General features: G+C 73.0%; 14 protein-coding genes. 9 read left to right on the top strand and 5 right to left on the bottom strand.

The genetic code is table 11. The features are described 5' to 3' along the window. Window positions 1-49 precede the first annotated feature (49 nt). Window positions 50-748: a TetR/AcrR family transcriptional regulator gene (locus AB0H75_RS35530; protein ID WP_367804026.1), complete on the top strand. Its 699-nt coding sequence runs from the start codon at window positions 50-52 to the stop codon at window positions 746-748. Window positions 749-751: 3 nt separating this feature from the next. Here the strand turns inward: AB0H75_RS35530 and AB0H75_RS35525 are convergent, their stop codons facing one another. Beyond that, entirely contained in the window at window positions 752-1,273 is a 522-nt protein-coding gene (locus AB0H75_RS35525; RefSeq protein WP_367804025.1) for a hypothetical protein, read from the bottom strand. A gap of 154 nt (window positions 1,274-1,427) precedes the next feature. Between AB0H75_RS35525 and AB0H75_RS35520 the strand changes: the two genes are divergently transcribed. Both AB0H75_RS35520 and AB0H75_RS35515 read left to right on the top strand, forming a co-directional pair. Further along, window positions 1,428-2,360: a nucleoside hydrolase gene (locus tag AB0H75_RS35520; protein WP_367804024.1), complete on the top strand. Its 933-nt coding sequence runs from the start codon at window positions 1,428-1,430 to the stop codon at window positions 2,358-2,360. A 28-nt stretch (window positions 2,361-2,388) separates the two neighbouring features. Beyond that, on the top strand, window positions 2,389-4,050 hold the full coding sequence (locus tag AB0H75_RS35515) for an alpha-amylase family protein (RefSeq protein ID WP_367804129.1): 1,662 nt from the start codon (window positions 2,389-2,391) through the stop codon (window positions 4,048-4,050). A 4-nt stretch (window positions 4,051-4,054) separates the two neighbouring features. Here the strand turns inward: AB0H75_RS35515 and AB0H75_RS35510 are convergent, their stop codons facing one another. Continuing rightward, window positions 4,055-4,651, bottom strand: coding sequence for a TetR/AcrR family transcriptional regulator (locus AB0H75_RS35510; protein WP_367804023.1), 597 nt, complete (start codon window positions 4,649-4,651; stop codon window positions 4,055-4,057). A gap of 66 nt (window positions 4,652-4,717) precedes the next feature. Between AB0H75_RS35510 and AB0H75_RS35505 the strand changes: the two genes are divergently transcribed. Further along, window positions 4,718-5,485 carry an alpha/beta fold hydrolase gene (locus AB0H75_RS35505; protein ID WP_367804022.1) on the top strand — a complete coding sequence of 256 codons (768 nt, stop codon included), beginning with the start codon at window positions 4,718-4,720 and terminating at the stop codon, window positions 5,483-5,485. A gap of 36 nt (window positions 5,486-5,521) precedes the next feature. Continuing rightward, a complete protein-coding gene (locus AB0H75_RS35500; RefSeq protein WP_367804021.1) occupies window positions 5,522-7,273 on the top strand; it encodes a bifunctional UDP-sugar hydrolase/5'-nucleotidase in 1,752 nt (583 codons plus the stop codon). Here AB0H75_RS35500 and AB0H75_RS35495 read toward each other — a convergent pair. After that, window positions 7,245-7,610, bottom strand: a complete 366-nt coding sequence (locus tag AB0H75_RS35495) for a hypothetical protein (RefSeq protein WP_367804020.1) — start codon at window positions 7,608-7,610, stop codon at window positions 7,245-7,247. The genes AB0H75_RS35500 and AB0H75_RS35495 overlap by 29 nt on opposite strands. Window positions 7,611-7,641: 31 nt before the next feature. Here AB0H75_RS35495 and AB0H75_RS35490 point away from each other — a divergent pair, with 31 nt between their 5' ends. Next, window positions 7,642-7,863 (top strand): hypothetical protein, encoded by a 222-nt coding sequence (locus AB0H75_RS35490; RefSeq protein WP_367804019.1) that lies wholly within the window; start codon window positions 7,642-7,644, stop codon window positions 7,861-7,863. On the opposite strand, the gene AB0H75_RS35485 is transcribed toward AB0H75_RS35490, so the two are convergent. Then, a complete protein-coding gene (locus tag AB0H75_RS35485) occupies window positions 7,855-8,757 on the bottom strand; it encodes an acyl-CoA desaturase (protein WP_367804018.1) in 903 nt (300 codons plus the stop codon). The two genes, AB0H75_RS35490 and AB0H75_RS35485, sit on opposite strands and share 9 nt — an antisense overlap. A gap of 239 nt (window positions 8,758-8,996) precedes the next feature. Here AB0H75_RS35485 and AB0H75_RS35480 point away from each other — a divergent pair, with 239 nt between their 5' ends. Beyond that, entirely contained in the window at window positions 8,997-10,313 is a 1,317-nt protein-coding gene (locus AB0H75_RS35480) for an FAD-dependent monooxygenase (protein WP_367804017.1), read from the top strand. Here the strand turns inward: AB0H75_RS35480 and AB0H75_RS35475 are convergent. Next, complete coding sequence (locus AB0H75_RS35475) at window positions 10,235-13,336, bottom strand: BTAD domain-containing putative transcriptional regulator (RefSeq protein WP_367804016.1); 3,102 nt, start codon at window positions 13,334-13,336, stop codon at window positions 10,235-10,237. The genes AB0H75_RS35480 and AB0H75_RS35475 overlap by 79 nt on opposite strands. A 142-nt stretch (window positions 13,337-13,478) precedes the next feature. Here AB0H75_RS35475 and AB0H75_RS35470 point away from each other — a divergent pair, with 142 nt between their 5' ends. Together AB0H75_RS35470 and AB0H75_RS35465 are read left to right on the top strand one after the other, a co-directional pair. Beyond that, the gene (locus AB0H75_RS35470; RefSeq protein ID WP_367804015.1) at window positions 13,479-14,081 is read left to right on the top strand and encodes an RNA polymerase sigma factor; all 603 of its coding nucleotides are present in this window, start codon (window positions 13,479-13,481) and stop codon (window positions 14,079-14,081) included. Next, the gene (locus AB0H75_RS35465) at window positions 14,074-14,940 is read left to right on the top strand and encodes a hypothetical protein (RefSeq protein WP_367804014.1); all 867 of its coding nucleotides are present in this window, start codon (window positions 14,074-14,076) and stop codon (window positions 14,938-14,940) included. The genes AB0H75_RS35470 and AB0H75_RS35465 overlap by 8 nt, the downstream gene beginning before the upstream one ends. Window positions 14,941-15,219 lie beyond the last annotated feature (279 nt).

Genomic DNA, 15,219 nt, shown 5'->3' with positions numbered 1-15,219 from the left:
GATACACTGTATTTCTCAATACAGCGTATCGCAACAGTACGATGTATCCATGACTGTGTGGGACCGTCCGGAGCCGCCGGCGCGCCCCACCCCCGTGCCACTCGACCGCGAGCGCATCGTCGCCGCCGCCGTCGAGCTGGCCGACGAGGGCGGGCTGGAGGCGGTGTCGCTGCGCAAGGTCGCCGCCCGGCTCGACGCCGGCCCGATGCGGCTGTACGGCTACATCTCCACCAAGGAGGAGCTGCTCGACCTCATGGTGGACGCGGTGTACGCCGAGATCCTCCCGCCCGCGCCGCCCCCCGACTGGCGGGCGGCGCTGCGTACCCTCGCCCACCGCACCCGGCAGGCCGCCCACCGCCACCCCTGGCTGGCCGACCTGCTCGGCGGCCGCCCCGCCCTGGGCCCCAACGCCCTCGCCGTCGGCGAGGTCTCGCTGGCCGCCCTCGACGGCCTGGCCGGCCTCGACGTCATGGTGCGCGCCGTGGAGACCGTCAACGCCTACGTCACCGGCGCGATCCGGCGCGAGATCGCCGACCTGCGGGCCGAGCGCGCCACGGGCCTGTCCAAGCGTGACTGGCAGCGCGCCCACGGCCCGTACGTGACCAGGATGCTGGACACGGGCCGCTACCCGACGCTGGCCAGGGTCGTGCGGGACGGGCCCGAGCCGCGCGTCGAGGAGTCCTTCGACGCCGGGCTCGACTGGGTGCTGGACGCCGTGGCCGCCAGGCTCTCCCGCCCTCCGGCCTGAGGGTCAGGAGATCGGGTAGCTCTTCCAGGTCACGTCCGAGGACAGGTGGAGCCTCGTGGCGCAGTTGGGGACGGACTTCGAGCCGACCCCCGGGAAATCCACCTCCTCCGGGCTCAGCACGACCAGCAGCGGGACGACCGGCACGGGGGAGCCCTGCTGCGTCGCCCGCAGGTCGGTGGCGAAGGCGTCGATCTCCCGCCGGAGCCGGCGCACCGCGTCGTTGCCCTCGTTGTCGCAGATCCACAGGGTGTAGACCGGCGGGCGCTGCGGATCGGCGGTGCCGGAGCCGCGGTTGTAGACGACGTCGTACCGGCGTCCCCTGCGGCGGGGGCGGGGCACCTCGCACTCGTAGTCGAGGTCGGTACGGCCGCCCGTGGTGAGCTGCCAGTGCAGGAACTGCACGATCGACCACTGGTCCCACGCGTCGCCGCCCCGCAGCCGCCGGGCGAAGTCGATGGCGTTGCCGTCGTAGGTCATCCAGGCCATGAGGTCCTGGGTCAGTTCGTTGAGCGTGATGGTCTGCACGATGATTCGCCCCTTCGGGCACTCGGCTCCACGACTGCTCATCCCAGTAAATGCCGATCCCAGCCGGATGCCCATCCCCGGCCCGCGAGCGGGTCCCCCGTTCCCGGCGGCGGGATCGCTAGCATGAGCCGAAACCGATCGGCAGGAGGCTCAGGTGCCCATCCCGGTGATCCTCGACTGCGACCCCGGCCACGACGACGTCTTCGCGATCTGGCTGGCCGCCGGGCACCCGGAGATCGACCTGCGCGCGATCACCACGGTCGGCGGCAACGGCCGGCTGTCGCACACCACCTACAACGCCAGGGTGGTGGCGGGGCTGGCGGGCGTCACGAAGGTGCCGATCGCGGCGGGCGCGCCCGGCCCGCTGATGCGGGCGCTGTCCCCGGCCGAGTGGATCCACGGCGGCAACGCGCTCGGCGGCCCCGAGCTGCCCGTCCCGGAGGTCGAGGCCGACCCCCGCCCGGCCATCGAGCTGATCAGGGACACCCTGGACGCCGCCGCCGAGGACGTGACCATCGTCGCGACCGGCCCGCTGACCAACATCGCGATGTTCGCCCGGATCTATCCCGACCGGCTGTCGAAGGTCCGGGAGATCGTCTGGATGGGCGGCTCCACCGGCAGGGGCAACGTCACCCCGTACGCCGAGTTCAACGCCTGGTGCGACCCGGAGGCCGCGGCGATCGTGCTGGAGTCCGGCCCGCCGTTCACCATGATCGGCCTGAACGTCACCCACCAGGCCCTCGTCACCCGCGAGGTCATCGCCCGCATCGGGGCCGTCGGCACCCGCGCCGCCGCCTTCGGCGTCGAGCTGCTTAGCTTCTACAACTCCACCTACGAGACCGATCAGGGCATGCCCGAGGCGCCGCTGCACGACCCGATCGCGGTCGCCCTGGTCGCCGAGCCCACGCTGGTCACCACCGTGCGCACCCGCGTGGACGTCGAGCTCGACGGCACCGAGACCGCCGGCGCCACCAGCGTGGACCTGCTCGGCAAGCTCAAGCGCGAGCCGAACGCCCGCGTGGCCACCGGCCTGGACGTGCCGCGCTTCTGGGAGCTGCTGGAGCAGGCCATGCGATCGCTCGCGTGAATCGCCCGGTGAGGGGTAGTCGGTGCCGATGCGACTGACGTACACCTCCGACGTCTGGTGGAAGAACGCCGTCGTCTATTGCCTGGACGTGGAGACCTTCAAGGACGGCAACGGTGACGGCGTCGGCGACTTCCGCGGGCTCACCCAGCAGATCGACTACCTCGCCGGGCTCGGCGTGACCTGCCTCTGGCTGATGCCGTTCTTCCCGACCCCCAACCGGGACGACGGGTACGACATCACCGACTTCTACAGCATCGACCCGCGCCTCGGGACGCTGGGCGACTTCGTGGAGTTCATGCGCACCGCCCACGACCGGGGCCTGCGCGTCATCGCCGACCTGGTGGTCAACCACACCTCGGACCAGCACCCCTGGTTCAAGGAGTCGCGCAGCAGCAGGGACTCGCCGCTGCGCGACTGGTACGTCTGGTCCGACAAGGCGGAGCCGGACGACCCGAGCATGGTGGTCTTCCCCGACAAGGAGAACTCCATCTGGCAGTGGGACAAGGGCTCCCGGCAGTACTACCTGCACAGTTTCTACAAGCACCAGCCCGACCTCAACGTGGCCAACCCGGAGGTCAGGGACGAGATCACCCGCATCCTCGGGTTCTGGATGGAGCTGGGCCTGTCGGGTTTCCGGGTGGACGCCGTGCCGTTCCTCATCGAGAACGTCGATCCGAAGCTGCCCGACCCGCACGCCTTCCTCCAGGACCTGCGGGCGTTCATGACCAGGCGCAAGGGCGGCTCGATCCTGCTCGGCGAGGTCAACGTGCCGTACCCGGACTTAGTGCGGTACTTCGGTGACGGGCTCGGCGACGAGGTCACCATGTGCTTCGACTTCATCAGCATGCAGAAGGCGTGGCTGTCGCTGGCCCGCCAGGACGCGCGCCCGCTCGCCGAGGCCCTGCGCGAGCGGCCCGAGCCGCCCCAGGACTGCCAGTGGGCCATGTTCCTGCGCAACCACGACGAGCTGACCCTCGACAAGCTGACCGACGAGGAGCGGGAGGAGGTCTTCCGCGCGTTCGGGCCGGAGAAGGACATGCAGATCTTCGGCCGGGGCCTGCGCCGCCGCCTGCCGCCGATGCTCGGCGGTGACCTGCGGCGCATCAAGATGGCCTACAGCCTGCTGTTCTCCCTGCCCGGTACCCCCGTGATCTTCTACGGCGAGGAGATCGGCATGGGCGAGAACCTGGAGGAGGAGGGCCGGATCGCGGTCCGCACCCCCATGCAGTGGTCCAGGGACGGCGGCTTCAGCCCGGCCGAGCCGGTGCGCGCGATCCCCGAGGGCCCCTTCGCCCCCGACCGGGTCAACGTGGCCGACCAGAAGCGCGACACCGCCTCGCTGCTGCGCTGGTTCCAGCTCCTGGTGGAGCGCTACCGGGAGTGCCCGGAGCTGGCGTGGGGCACGTACACCGTGCTGGACGCCGGGCACGACGCGGTGTTCGCGCACCGCTGCGACGCCGACGGGGCCTCGGTCGTGGTCGCGCACAACCTGTGCGACACCGCCGTGGACGCCGAGCTGACGCTGCCGGGGCTGGAGGGCCAGCAGCTCACGGACCTGCTGGAGGACGGCACCATCGAGGTGGTGGAGGACGGCAGGGTGACGGTGGCGCTGGGCCCGCACGGCTGCCGCTGGCTGCGCGCGTCCCCGCCGGAGGTCGCCCCCGAGGACGCCTCCGTCAAGTTCCAGTGACCCGTCACGCCCCGCCGGGCGACGGGTAGGCCGCCATGGCGAGGGCGGCGATGCGCCGCAGCTCGGCGCGTCCCGCCCCGTCCCTGGACTGGGTGGACATGCCCTGGATGACGGCGGCGTAGAAGGCGGCCAGCCCGGCCGTGTCGGTGCCGGCCGGCAGGCGGCCGGCCGCCAGGTCGTCGTCGATGCGTTTCTTCAGCGCGGCCTTGGCCTGCTTGCGCAGGTCGCGCAGCAGCTCCTCCACCTCGGCGGACTCCGGCCCGCAGTTGACCGCCGCCGAGATGACCAGGCAGCCGCGCGGGTGCTCGTCGGTGGCGTACTCGTCGGCCGACTCGCGCAGCACCCGCTCGATCGCCTGCCGCCCGGTGGGCTCCTCGGCCAGGGCGCGGGTGGTGAAGGCGCCGTAGGTGCGCTGGTAGTGGGTCACGGCCTCCTCGAACAGGCGGCGCTTGTCGCCGAAGGCGGCGTACAGGCTGGGTGGCCTGATCCCCATCGCGGCCGTGAGCTCGGCGATCGAGGTCGCCTCGTAGCCGTGCCGCCAGAACGCCAGCAGGGCGTGCTCCAGCGCCGCGTCCCGGTCGAATGCCCTCTGTCTGGCCATGTGCTCATTCTATAGCGATCGCTATGCTATCTTTCTGTAGCGAGCACTACAGAAAAGGAGCGCAGCATGCCCATCGCACAGCACCCGGCGGGTCCCGTCCACTACGGCCGGACGGGCCAGGGCCCCGGGCTGGTCCTGGTCCACGGCACCGGCGGCGACGCCGTCACCAACTGGGCCCATCTCGTGCCCGGCCTGGCCGACCTCCGCACCGTCATCACCCCCGACTACGCGGGCAGCGGCGCGAGCGCCGACCCGGGCGGCGACCTCACGCTGGACCTGCTCGCCGGGCAGGTGGCGGCGGCGTTCGAGGAGCCGTCCGACCTGGTGGGCTTCTCGCTGGGGGCGGCCGTGGCCGCCGCGGTCGCCGCCGAGCGGCCGGAGCTGGTCCGCCGGCTGGTGCTGATCGCGGGCTGGACGCACCTGGCCGACGACCGCCTCGAACTCGGCCTGCGCACCTGGGCCAGGCTGGCGCGCACGGACCCCGAGAGCTTCGCCGCCTACGGGCCGCTGCTGGCCTTCAGCCCCGGGTTCGTCCGCGAGGCCGGCGTCGCGACCCTCCTCGGCGAGCCGCCGCGCGGCACGCTGCGCCAGATCGAGCTGGACCTCCGCGTGGACCTGCGCGACCTGCTCCCCAAGATCACCGTGCCCACGCTGGTGATCGGCAACACCCGCGACTACCTGATCCCGGTCGAGCACGCCCGCGCCCTGCACGCCGCGATCCCCGGCAGCGAGTACGCCGAGCTGGACGCCGGCCACGTGGTCCTGCACGAGCGTCCGGCCGAGGTCACCGCCCTGATCCGCGACTTCATTCAGCGGGAGGTTCCGGAATCGTAATCGCCGAGTGATTTGTCCCGATTACCCTCCAGGCACATGCAGACCAAGAAGCTCGCCCTCGCCGGGGCCGCGGCGCTGACCGCGCTGGCCCTGGTGGCGCTCCCCGCCCAGGCCGGGCCCCCGAAGACGGTCACCGTCACCGTCATGGGCACGTCCGACCTGCACAGCAACGCCCTGAACTGGGACTACTTCAAGGACGCCACCTACACCGACAGCGCGGGCAACAGCGTCGGCCTGGCCAAGGTGTCCACGCTGGTCCAGAAGATCAGGGCCGAGCGCGGGGCGGACCACACGCTGCTGTTCGACTCGGGTGACACCATCCAGGGCACCCCGCTGGCGTACTACTACGCCAAGGTCGAGCCGATCACCGAGACCGGCCGGACCCACCCGATGGCCAAGGCCATGAACGCCATCGGCTACGACGCCGTGACCCTCGGCAACCACGAGTTCAACTACGGTCTGCCGCTGCTGGCCACCTGGATCAGGCAGATGAAGGCCCCGGTGCTCGGCGCGAACGCCGTCCACGCCAGGTCGGGGCTGCCGGCGTACAAGCCGTTCGTCATCAAGACGATGAAGGTCGCCGGCGAGAAGCCGATCAGGGTCGGCGTGCTCGGCCTCACCAACCCCGGCGTGGCCATCTGGGACAAGGCCAACGTCGAGGGCAGGCTGCGCTTCACCGACCTGGTCGAGTCGGCCAGGAAGTGGGTGCCGGTCATCCGCGGCCTCGGCGCGGACGTGGTCGTCGTGACCGCGCACGCGGGCGACAACGGCATGTCCTCCTACGGCGGCGACCTGCCGGTCGAGAACGCCTCCGCGATGGTGGCCGAGCAGGTGCCGGGCGTGGACGCGGTGCTGTTCGGGCACGCCCACAACGACGTGCCGCAGAGGTTCGTCACCAACAAGGTCACCGGGCAGCAGGTGCTGCTGACCGAGCCGGGCAAGTGGGGCCAGCGGCTGTCGCGGCTGGACTTCCAGCTCGCCAGGCAGCACGGCAGGTGGGTGGTGACCGGCAAGTCCTCGACCACGATCAACACCAACACCGTCGAGGAGGACCCGAAGATCGTCGCGCTGCTGAAGCCGCAGCACGACACCACGGTCGGCTACGTCAACAAGGTCGTGGCCAAGTCGGCGCAGCAGCTCTCGGCGGCCGAGTCGCCGTACAAGGACACGCCGATCCTCGACTACATCCAGCGGGTGCAGACCGAGACGGTCAAGCAGGCGCTGCCGGACAACACGCTGCCGGTGTTGTCGATCGCGGCCCCGTTCAGCCGCTCGGCGCTCTTCCCCGCCGGTGACGTCCGCGTCCGGGACGTCGCCGGCCTGTACGTCTACGACAACACGCTGCTGGCGATCAAGCTGACCGGCGCCCAGATCAAGGACTACCTGGAGTACTCGGCCAGGTACTTCAACCAGCTCGCGCCCGGCGACCCGGTGGACGTCACCAAGCTGACCAACGCCTCCGGCATCCCGGACTACAACTACGACCAGCTCTCGGGCGTGTCGTACGACCTCGACATCAGCAAGCCGGTCGGCCAGCGCGTCGCGAACCTGACCTACGACGGCCGGCCGGTCCCGGCCGACCAGGAGTTCGTGGTCGCGATCAACAACTACCGGCAGTCGGGCGGCGGCGGCTTCCCGCACGTCACCACCGCTCCCGTCCTGTACAACGCGCAGGTGGAGATCCGGCAGGCGCTCATCGAGTACGCCACCGCCAGGGGCACCATCGACCCGGCCGACTTCGCCGCCCAGAACTGGCGGCTCACCAGGGACGGGGTGCCGCTCTTCTAGGGCCGCCCCCTAGAGGTACGAGGGCCCGGTCACCCGGTGCCGGAAGGTCCACCACACCCATCCCTGGGCGGGCCACCAGGAACGGGACGAGCACCAGGACCACCGGCACCAGGACCGGGCCCGACGTGCCCGGCTCCAGGGGCAAGCGCAGCCCCGCCGGCACCCCGGCGGCCGGCAGCGCCGCGAACGCCAGCCCGTGCGTGCCGAACAGCGCCGCCAGCGGCAGCAGCACGTCGAGCGCGTTCGGCCGCACCGACGCGTTCAGCAGACAGGTGGCCAGGGTGCCGGCCGCGACGGCCGCGACCACCGCGAGCACACCGGCCGACGGCCTTCGCATGCCTTCCATACTGGACGGGTACGGAGGGTGGATGAGTACGAAGGACGACCTGCGCGAGGTCGAGGAGACCCTGGCCCGGCTGCGCGCCGAGAACCACGACATCCGCGAGCAGATCCGCGACATGGGCGCGACCGACCAGACCGAGAAGTCGGCGGTGATCAGCCAGGCGGACGAGCAGGCCGAGCTGATCGCCGACCTGGAGCGCCGCCGCGACGCCCTGCTCGCCCGCCTGCTGGAGGAGGGATCAGCGTAGCGGGGCGCCGATCTCGTGCAGGTGGCCCAGCGCCTGCCGGTAGGAGGCGAACAGCCCGGTCTGGAGGTAGCTGACGCCGATCTCGGCGCAGTACTGCTCCACGATGGGCTGGGCGCGGCGCAGGTTGGGCGCGGGCATGTGGGGGAACAGGTGGTGCTCGATCTGGTAGTTGAGCTGGCCGAGCGCGATGTCGCGGAGCGGCCCGCCCCGGACGTTGCGCGAGGTGAGCACCTGCTTGCGCAGGAAGTCGAGCTTGTCCTCCTTGGTCAGCACGGGCATGCCCTTGTGGTTGGGCGCGAACGTGGCCCCCAGGTACAACCCGAACAACCCCTGGTGCACGGCCAGGAACACCAGCGCCTTGCCCGGCGAGAGCAGCGCGAAGACCGCCCCGAGGTAGGCCGCGGCGTGCGCGGTCAGCAGCGCCAGCTCCGTCCACCGCCGCCGCGCCGACGGCTTGAACAGCGCCTTGAAGCTGGCCACGTGCAGGTGCCACGCCTCCAGCGTGAGCAGCGGGAAGAACCAGAACGCCTGGTGCCGGGCGACGAAGCGCGGCAGGCCGCGGCTCCTGCCGATCTGCTCGGCCGAGAAGACGATGACCGCCGGCGACACGTCCGGGTCGTGGTCCTCGTGGTTGGGGTTGGCGTGGTGGCGGTTGTGCTTGGCGTTCCACCAGCCCCAGCCGAGCCCGACGGCGAGGTCGCCGATCAACAGGCCCGCCACGTCGCTGGGCCGGCGGGTGCGGAAGACCTGCCGGTGGCCGAGATCGTGGGCGAGGAAGCCGAACTGCGCGAACACCACCGCCAGCAGCGCGGCCACCAGCACCTGCCACCACGAGTCGCCCACCAGGACGAACAGCGCCCAGGCGGCGGCGTAGACGATCGCGAGGACGGCCATGCGGGCCGCGTAATAAAAGGGACGCCGGTCCAACAGGCCGGCGTCCGATATGCGGCGGGCTAGTCGGGCGAAGTCACTTCCCCGAGCTTCCAGCGTGCCAGGACTGACCACAGATCTCCCTCTTCTCGGTGCTCGATGCTCAACCACCATGACGCATTTCTCCTCCTCATGGGAAGCCCGGCAGCGGCCGGCAGCGATCAGGCAGCGATCCGGCAGCGGCCCCCGGCATCCTCATGCCCATGACACACGTGACAATCGTCGGCTCCGGGCCGACCGGGCTGACCCTGGCCATCGAGCTGGCCCGCCGCGGCGTGGACCTGCGGATCGTGGAGCGCTCGCCCGAGCCTCCCGGCGGGGTGCGCGGCAAGGGCCTGCAACCCCGCACGCTGGAAGTCCTCGACGACCTCGGCGTCATCGACGAGATCCTGGCCACCGGCCGCGCGTACCCGCCCCTGCGCTCCTACCAGGGCGACCGGGTGGTGTGGGAGGGCCGGATGGACGAGCCGCGCGAGCCGTCCCCCGGCACGCCCTACCCCAACCTGATCATGCAGCCGCAGTGGCGCACCGAGGCCATCCTGCGCGACCGGCTGGCCGAGCTGGGGCACCGGGTCGAGTTCGGGGCCGAGGTGACCGGCCTGGAGCAGGACGCGGACGGGGTCACCGCCGTCCTCGCCACCGGCGAGCGGGTGCGCAGCGCCTACCTGGTGGGCGCCGACGGCGGGCGCAGCACCGTACGCAAGCGGCTCGGCGTGCCCTTCCGCGGCGAGACGTACGACAGCGAGCGCATGTTGCTGGCCGACATCAGGACCCGCGACCTCGACCGCGACCACTGGCACGCGTGGGGGTCGCTCGCCGAGCGGAGCATCCACTTCACGGTCTGCCCGCTGCCCGGCACCGACGTGTTCCAGCTCGCGGCCCCGTACCCCGGCCACGACGACCTGGCCGCGCTGGTCGCCGAGCACGCGCCGCACGTGCGGATCGACGAGGTCGTGTGGCGCTCGGAGTACCGGGTCAACATCCGGATGGCCGACCGGTTCCGGTCCGGGCGGGTGTTCCTGGCCGGGGACGCGGCCCACGTGCACTCGCCCGCGGGCGGGCAGGGGCTCAACACCGGGGTGCAGGACGCGTACAACCTGGGGTGGAAACTGGCGCTAGGGAGCGAGGCGCTGCTGGAGACGTACGAGGACGAGCGCATGGCCGTGGCCGAGCACGTGCTCGGGCTGAGCACCCGCCTGTACCGGGACAGGGAGATCAAGCGGGGCGACGACACCGACCAGCTCGGCCTGGCCTACCCCGGCAGCCCGCTGTCGGTGGGGGAGCGGGGCGGGGAGCGGCTGGGGGCGTACTTCGCCGAGCAGCGCGGCACCGGCTTCCTGCTGGTCGGCGAGGTCACCGCCGACCACGGGGCCAGGGTGCTGCCGCCGCTGCCCGGCCAGGAGGGCGTCCTGCTCGTGCGCCCCGACGGCTACATCGGCTATCACGGCGACGAGAGCGGCCTCAGCGCGTACCTCTCCGGGTTCGGCATCGCCGCGCCCCTGTCCAGCGCGGCCTCGTAGGCCGCCGTGCCCAGCGCCTCCCGGCAGCGCGCGGCCAGGGCGTTCACGTGGGGATCGGCCGAGGCGGCCAGGCCGCGCAGCGCCCGGGCCGCGCCCAGCAGCTCGGCCGCGCGCGCCGGCTCCAGATGCTCGGCCACGCCCTCCAGCACCGTCGCCCGCACGGTCCGGTCGGAGCAGCCGTCCATCAGCTCCAGCGCCTCGCGCAGCGGCCCGGCCGGCTCGCCGCACACCCGGGCCAGCTCGACCCGCAGGAGCGCCTGGAACTGCACGCTGACCCGCGCGTCCAGGGCCAGCGCCTCCCGCAGCAGCCGCAGCGCCGCGCCGGGGTCGCCGCCGCGCCTGGCCAGCTCCGCCCGCGCGTGCAGCACCCGGGCACCCAGCTCCCGGTCCCGGGAGCGCGCCGCGGCCTCCTGCGCCTGCCGCAGCGTGGCGGCGGCGCCCGGCAGGTCGCCCGCGCGGGCCTTGAGCTGCCCCACCCGCAGCAGGTACGACATCGGGCCGAGCGCCGTGTCCAGCCCCGCCAGCTCGGCCGCCAGCGGCCCCGGCACCTCGGCGAGCGCGACGGCGGCGGCGAAGTCGCCGCGGTTCTCGGCCACCAGTGACAGCCAGTAGAGCGCCGCCCACTGACCCCACCGGTCGCCGGTGCGCCGGAAACCGGCGAGCGCCGGCTCCAGCAGGTCCTCGGCGCCGGCCACCGGCCCGTACTCGAACCGCACCAGGCCGCCGACCAGCAACGCCGCCGACCTGGTCCACAGGTCGGGATGCTCGCGCAGCCGGGCCACGCCCCGCTCCGTGAGCGCCACCACGTCGTCCGGGGTGCCGAGCACGCCGCCCATCGCCCAGAAGTTCAGCGCCGCCGGATGGTCGGAGTCGAGGACCGCCGCCGAGGCCGGCTCGCCGACCAGCATCCGGCACAGCCCGTACGCCAGCTCCCGGCCCCCGGGCGGCGCCTCGCCCACCCGGGCCAGCACCGCGGCCGCCTGCTCGCGCATCTCGCGCAGCCGCCCCCGCATGATCCACGGCCAGAGCAGGGGCAGGATCAGGCGCAGCGGGTCGTCGCCGTGGCGCAGCGCGGCGTCCAGGTTGCCGCGCTCGGCGTCCAGCACCGCCAGCCAGGCGAGCTGCCCGCCGGTACGCAGGTGCGGCTCGGCGGTCTCGGCCAGCTCCGTGTAGTGGCGGGCGTGGGCGCGGCGCAGCTCCGCCAGGTCGGCGGTGCCGGGCCGGTCCGCGGCGTACTGCCGGATGGTCTCCAGCATCGTGTAACGGTCGCCGCTGACCGCGATGAGCGACTTGTCCACCAGCGACGACAGCAGCTCCAGCTCGCCGCCGCAGATCCGGGCGATCGCCTCGTACGTCGCGCCGCCGGAGAAGACGGTCAGGCCGCGCAGCAGCTCGCGCTCGGCGGCGGACAGCAGGTTCCAGCTCCAGTCGACGACCGCGCGCAGCGTGCGGTGCCGGGGCTCGGCCGTGCGGCCGCCGCGCAGCGCCAGACGGTCGCCGAGCTGCTCGACGAGCAGCGGCACCGGCATCGTCCGCAGGCGGGCGGCGGCCAGCTCGATGGCCAGCGGGATGCCGTCCAGCTCCCGGCAGATCCACGCCGCCTGGTCCGGCGCCACCCGCAGGCCGGGGCGGGCGGCGGCGGCCCGCTCGGCGAACAGCGCGACGGCCTTCGGCTCCGGCAGCGGCGCGACCGCGTGGATCGTCTCGCCGGGGATGTCCAGCGGCTCGCGGCTGGTGGCCAGGACGCGCAGGCCCGCCACCTCCGCCAGCAGCCATCCGGCCACCCGGGCGGCCTCCTCGATCACGTGCTCGCAGTTGTCCAGCACGATCAGCGACTCGCCGCCACGGCGTAGCGCGGCCACCGGGTCGCTGGTCCTGAGCACGCTCTCCACGGCGGCGCGTACGCCGTCGGCGGCGGCCAGCTCCACCAGCCACACGCCGCCGGGCACGTCCAGCCCGGCCGCGGCCTCGACCGCCAGCCGCGTCTTACCCGCCCCGCCCGGCCCCACCAACGTCACCAGCCGCGCCCCGCCCCCGCCCCCGCCCTCGCTCCCTCTCCCTCTCCCGCCCTCGCTCCCTCTCCCTCTCCCGCCCTCGCTCCCTCTCCCTCTCCCGCCCTCGCTCCCGCTCCCGCTCCCGCCGAGCAGGGTCCGCAGCCGGGTCACGTCCTCGGTCCGGCCCACGAAGCTCGTCACCTGGGCCGGCAGGTTGCCGCGCGGCGCGGGCGCGGGCTCCCGCAGCGCCTCCAGGTGGGCCTCGCGCAGCTCGGGCCCGGGATCGGCGCCCAGCTCCGACACCAGGGCCGCCCTGATCCGCTCGAAGACGGCAAGGGCCTCCCCGCGCCGTCCCTGCGCCGCCAGCGCCCGCACCAGCAGCGCGTGGAACGGCTCCCGCAGCGGACACGCCGCCACCAGCTCCTCCAGCTCGGCCACCAGCCCGGCCAGCCCGGCCAGCCCAGCGGACCCAGCGGACCCGGCGGAGCCGGCGGACCCGGCGGGGGCGGCCAGTCCAGCGGAGCCGGCGGGGGCGGCGGGGCCGGCCAGTCCGGCGGTGCCGGCGGGATCGCCGGGGGCGGCGGTGGCCAGGTCGCGGGCGATCCTCGTGGCGAGGGCCGTCAGGCGCAGCTCCTCCAGCCGGGCCGCCGGGGCCGCCGCGAACGGCAGGCCCGCCGCGTCCGCCAGCGCCGGCCCGCGCCACAACGCCAGCGCCCGGTGCGGCTCGCCGTCGCGTACCAGGCGCTCGAACGCCCAGGCGTCCACCTCGGCGGGCGGCACGTCCAGCAGGTAGCCGGCGGGGTGCGAGCCGATGACGCCCGGTGCCTCGCGGCGCGCCCGCGACACCAGCGACTGCAGCGCCGCCGGCGGGTGCGCGGGCGGCTCGTCCGGCCACAGGTCGTCGATCAGCCGGTCGGCGGGGACGACCCGGCCGGGGTCGAGCGCCAGCCGTACCAGCAGGGCTCGCACGCGGGCCCCGCCCACCTGCGCCCCCGCCACCTGAAGCGGCCCCAGAATCCCGACCCGCATCCACCCTCCACGACCCGCGTGCCGACCCCAGCCTACGGACGAACCCCCCGCCACGCCGCCGCCTCCCGCGCCGGGACGGGGAACCACCCTGCCGCGGCCCGGCAACAACCTGTTGTCATGATTGATCGCCGGAAGGCACTGTATGAACGACACGAACCAGGCGGACGGCGGCGACGACGCCTCCTCCATAGAACGCTCGCTACGCGAGCCGGAGGCGTTCGCCGAGGTGTTCCGCCGGCACGCCGCCGACATCACCCGCTACGTCACCAGAAGGCTGGGAGCGGACGCCGCCGATGACGTGGTGGCGGAGACGTTCCTGGCGGCGTTCCGGCAGCGCCACCTCTACGACCTGTCCCGCCCGAGCGCCCGCCCGTGGTTGTACGGCATCGCCACCCACCTGATGGGCCGCCACCGGCGCGCCGAGGTGCGGCAGTTGCGGATCCTCGAACGCACCGGCACCGACCCGGTGGCCGCCCCCTTCACCGACCGCAGCGACGACCGGGTCAGCGCCGAGGCGACCCGCCGCCGCCTCGCGGGGGCGCTGGCGACGCTGCCCCGGGGGCACCGCGACGCGTTGCTCCTGGTCGCCTGGGCCGGCCTCACGTACACGGAGGTCGCGGAGGCGCTGGACGTGCGGGTCGGAACCGTGCGTTCGCGGATCAACCGGGGCCGGACGAAGCTCCGGAAGGAGCTCGGCGGCGCCAACCCGATGGCCATCGTCAGCGAGGAGCCCGTCCATGAATGAGATGACCGAGCTCGGCCGCTTCCGGGCGGACGTGCCCGCGCCCGCCGCCGCCACGCTGGCCGCCCAGGAGGAGCGGCTTCTGGCCGCGATGGCCGCGATGGCCACCACGGCCCCCTCCGCTTCCCGGCGCCGGCGCCCCGTGCTCGCGGGCCTGCTGGTCACCGCCACGCTCGCCGCCGCGGCCGTCCTGGGCCCGGTGCTGGGCGGGTGGGAGTCCTCTCCCACCGCCTACGGCAACGCCGCCATCGACATCGTGCTGCGCGGCGACGAGTACGTGGCCACCATCAAGGACCCGTTCGCCGACCACGCCCTCTACACCGAGGCGTTCCGCGCGATGGGCCTGAATGTCGCCCTGGACCTGCGGCCGGCCTCTCCGACGGGGGTCGGCCATATCTTCCGGCTCGGCATCTCCGGCGCGACGGCGAAGGACCGCATCGGCGAGCGGCCTGAGCCGGAAGGCTGCACGCCCGGCCGGCCCGGCTGCACCCTCACCGTCACGATCTCGAAGGGCTTCAGCGGCAGAGGCACGATCTACCTGGGCCGCCCGGCCAGGCCGGGGGAGCCGTACCAGAACAACGCCGACGCCGCCCGGAAGGGCGAGTCCCTGGAGGGCTACGACCCGGACGGCCGCACGGTCGCCGAGGTCCTGGCCGAGACGCGCAGGCGCGGCCTGGAGGTGACGTTCCAGATCATCGAGCCCCACCCCGATGGCCACGGCTTCTCCATGCGCCCGGACCGGCAGCGGGCCGAGGTGGGCGGCCACTGGATCGTCTGGGCCGCCGAGCCGGCCCGCGAGGGCGCGGTGCGCCTGCTGGTGTCGGAGAAGCGCGTGGCGCGGAATCCGGTTACCGGACGATAATTCAGATGAAATGGGGCCCGGCGCTCGCTACCGTGAAAAGCGCGGTCCGGGACATTTCAACGAAGCGAGAGGAGGGCGCGGGTCGAATGGGAGCCGGTTATCTTTCTGTGAAAAAGAGTCCATCCGGTTTCCGCATGCCATATCCGCGCCCTTGCCGCTGGTCGGGTCCGGTGCCGGAGCGGGTCGAAGTCCCGTCGGTTATCCGCTTCTAACGGGGTGGTCGCAGGTTCGAGTCCTGCCCGGGGCACCGTGCCCCGGTAGCTCAGTCGGCAGAGCGCC

It is taken from the genome of Nonomuraea sp. NPDC050783, from assembly GCF_040802095.1.
Classification (GTDB): domain Bacteria; phylum Actinomycetota; class Actinomycetes; order Streptosporangiales; family Streptosporangiaceae; genus Nonomuraea.
This window is presented reverse-complemented; position numbering and strand designations above follow the sequence as displayed.

Coding starts and splice junctions, on each gene's coding strand:
- AB0H75_RS35485 (WP_367804018.1), bottom strand. CDS start 8,757: ATGGCCGTCCTCGCGATCGTCTACGCCGCCGCCTGGGCGCTGTTCGTC.
- AB0H75_RS35495 (WP_367804020.1), bottom strand. CDS start 7,610: ATGCGAAGGCCGTCGGCCGGTGTGCTCGCGGTGGTCGCGGCCGTCGCG.
- AB0H75_RS35500 (WP_367804021.1), top strand. CDS start 5,522: ATGCAGACCAAGAAGCTCGCCCTCGCCGGGGCCGCGGCGCTGACCGCG.
- AB0H75_RS35475 (WP_367804016.1), bottom strand. CDS start 13,336: ATGCGGGTCGGGATTCTGGGGCCGCTTCAGGTGGCGGGGGCGCAGGTG.
- AB0H75_RS35480 (WP_367804017.1), top strand. CDS start 8,997: ATGACACACGTGACAATCGTCGGCTCCGGGCCGACCGGGCTGACCCTG.
- AB0H75_RS35510 (WP_367804023.1), bottom strand. CDS start 4,651: ATGGCCAGACAGAGGGCATTCGACCGGGACGCGGCGCTGGAGCACGCC.
- AB0H75_RS35530 (WP_367804026.1), top strand. CDS start 50: ATGACTGTGTGGGACCGTCCGGAGCCGCCGGCGCGCCCCACCCCCGTG.
- AB0H75_RS35490 (WP_367804019.1), top strand. CDS start 7,642: ATGAGTACGAAGGACGACCTGCGCGAGGTCGAGGAGACCCTGGCCCGG.
- AB0H75_RS35515 (WP_367804129.1), top strand. CDS start 2,389: ATGCGACTGACGTACACCTCCGACGTCTGGTGGAAGAACGCCGTCGTC.
- AB0H75_RS35505 (WP_367804022.1), top strand. CDS start 4,718: ATGCCCATCGCACAGCACCCGGCGGGTCCCGTCCACTACGGCCGGACG.
- AB0H75_RS35465 (WP_367804014.1), top strand. CDS start 14,074: ATGAATGAGATGACCGAGCTCGGCCGCTTCCGGGCGGACGTGCCCGCG.
- AB0H75_RS35470 (WP_367804015.1), top strand. CDS start 13,479: ATGAACGACACGAACCAGGCGGACGGCGGCGACGACGCCTCCTCCATA.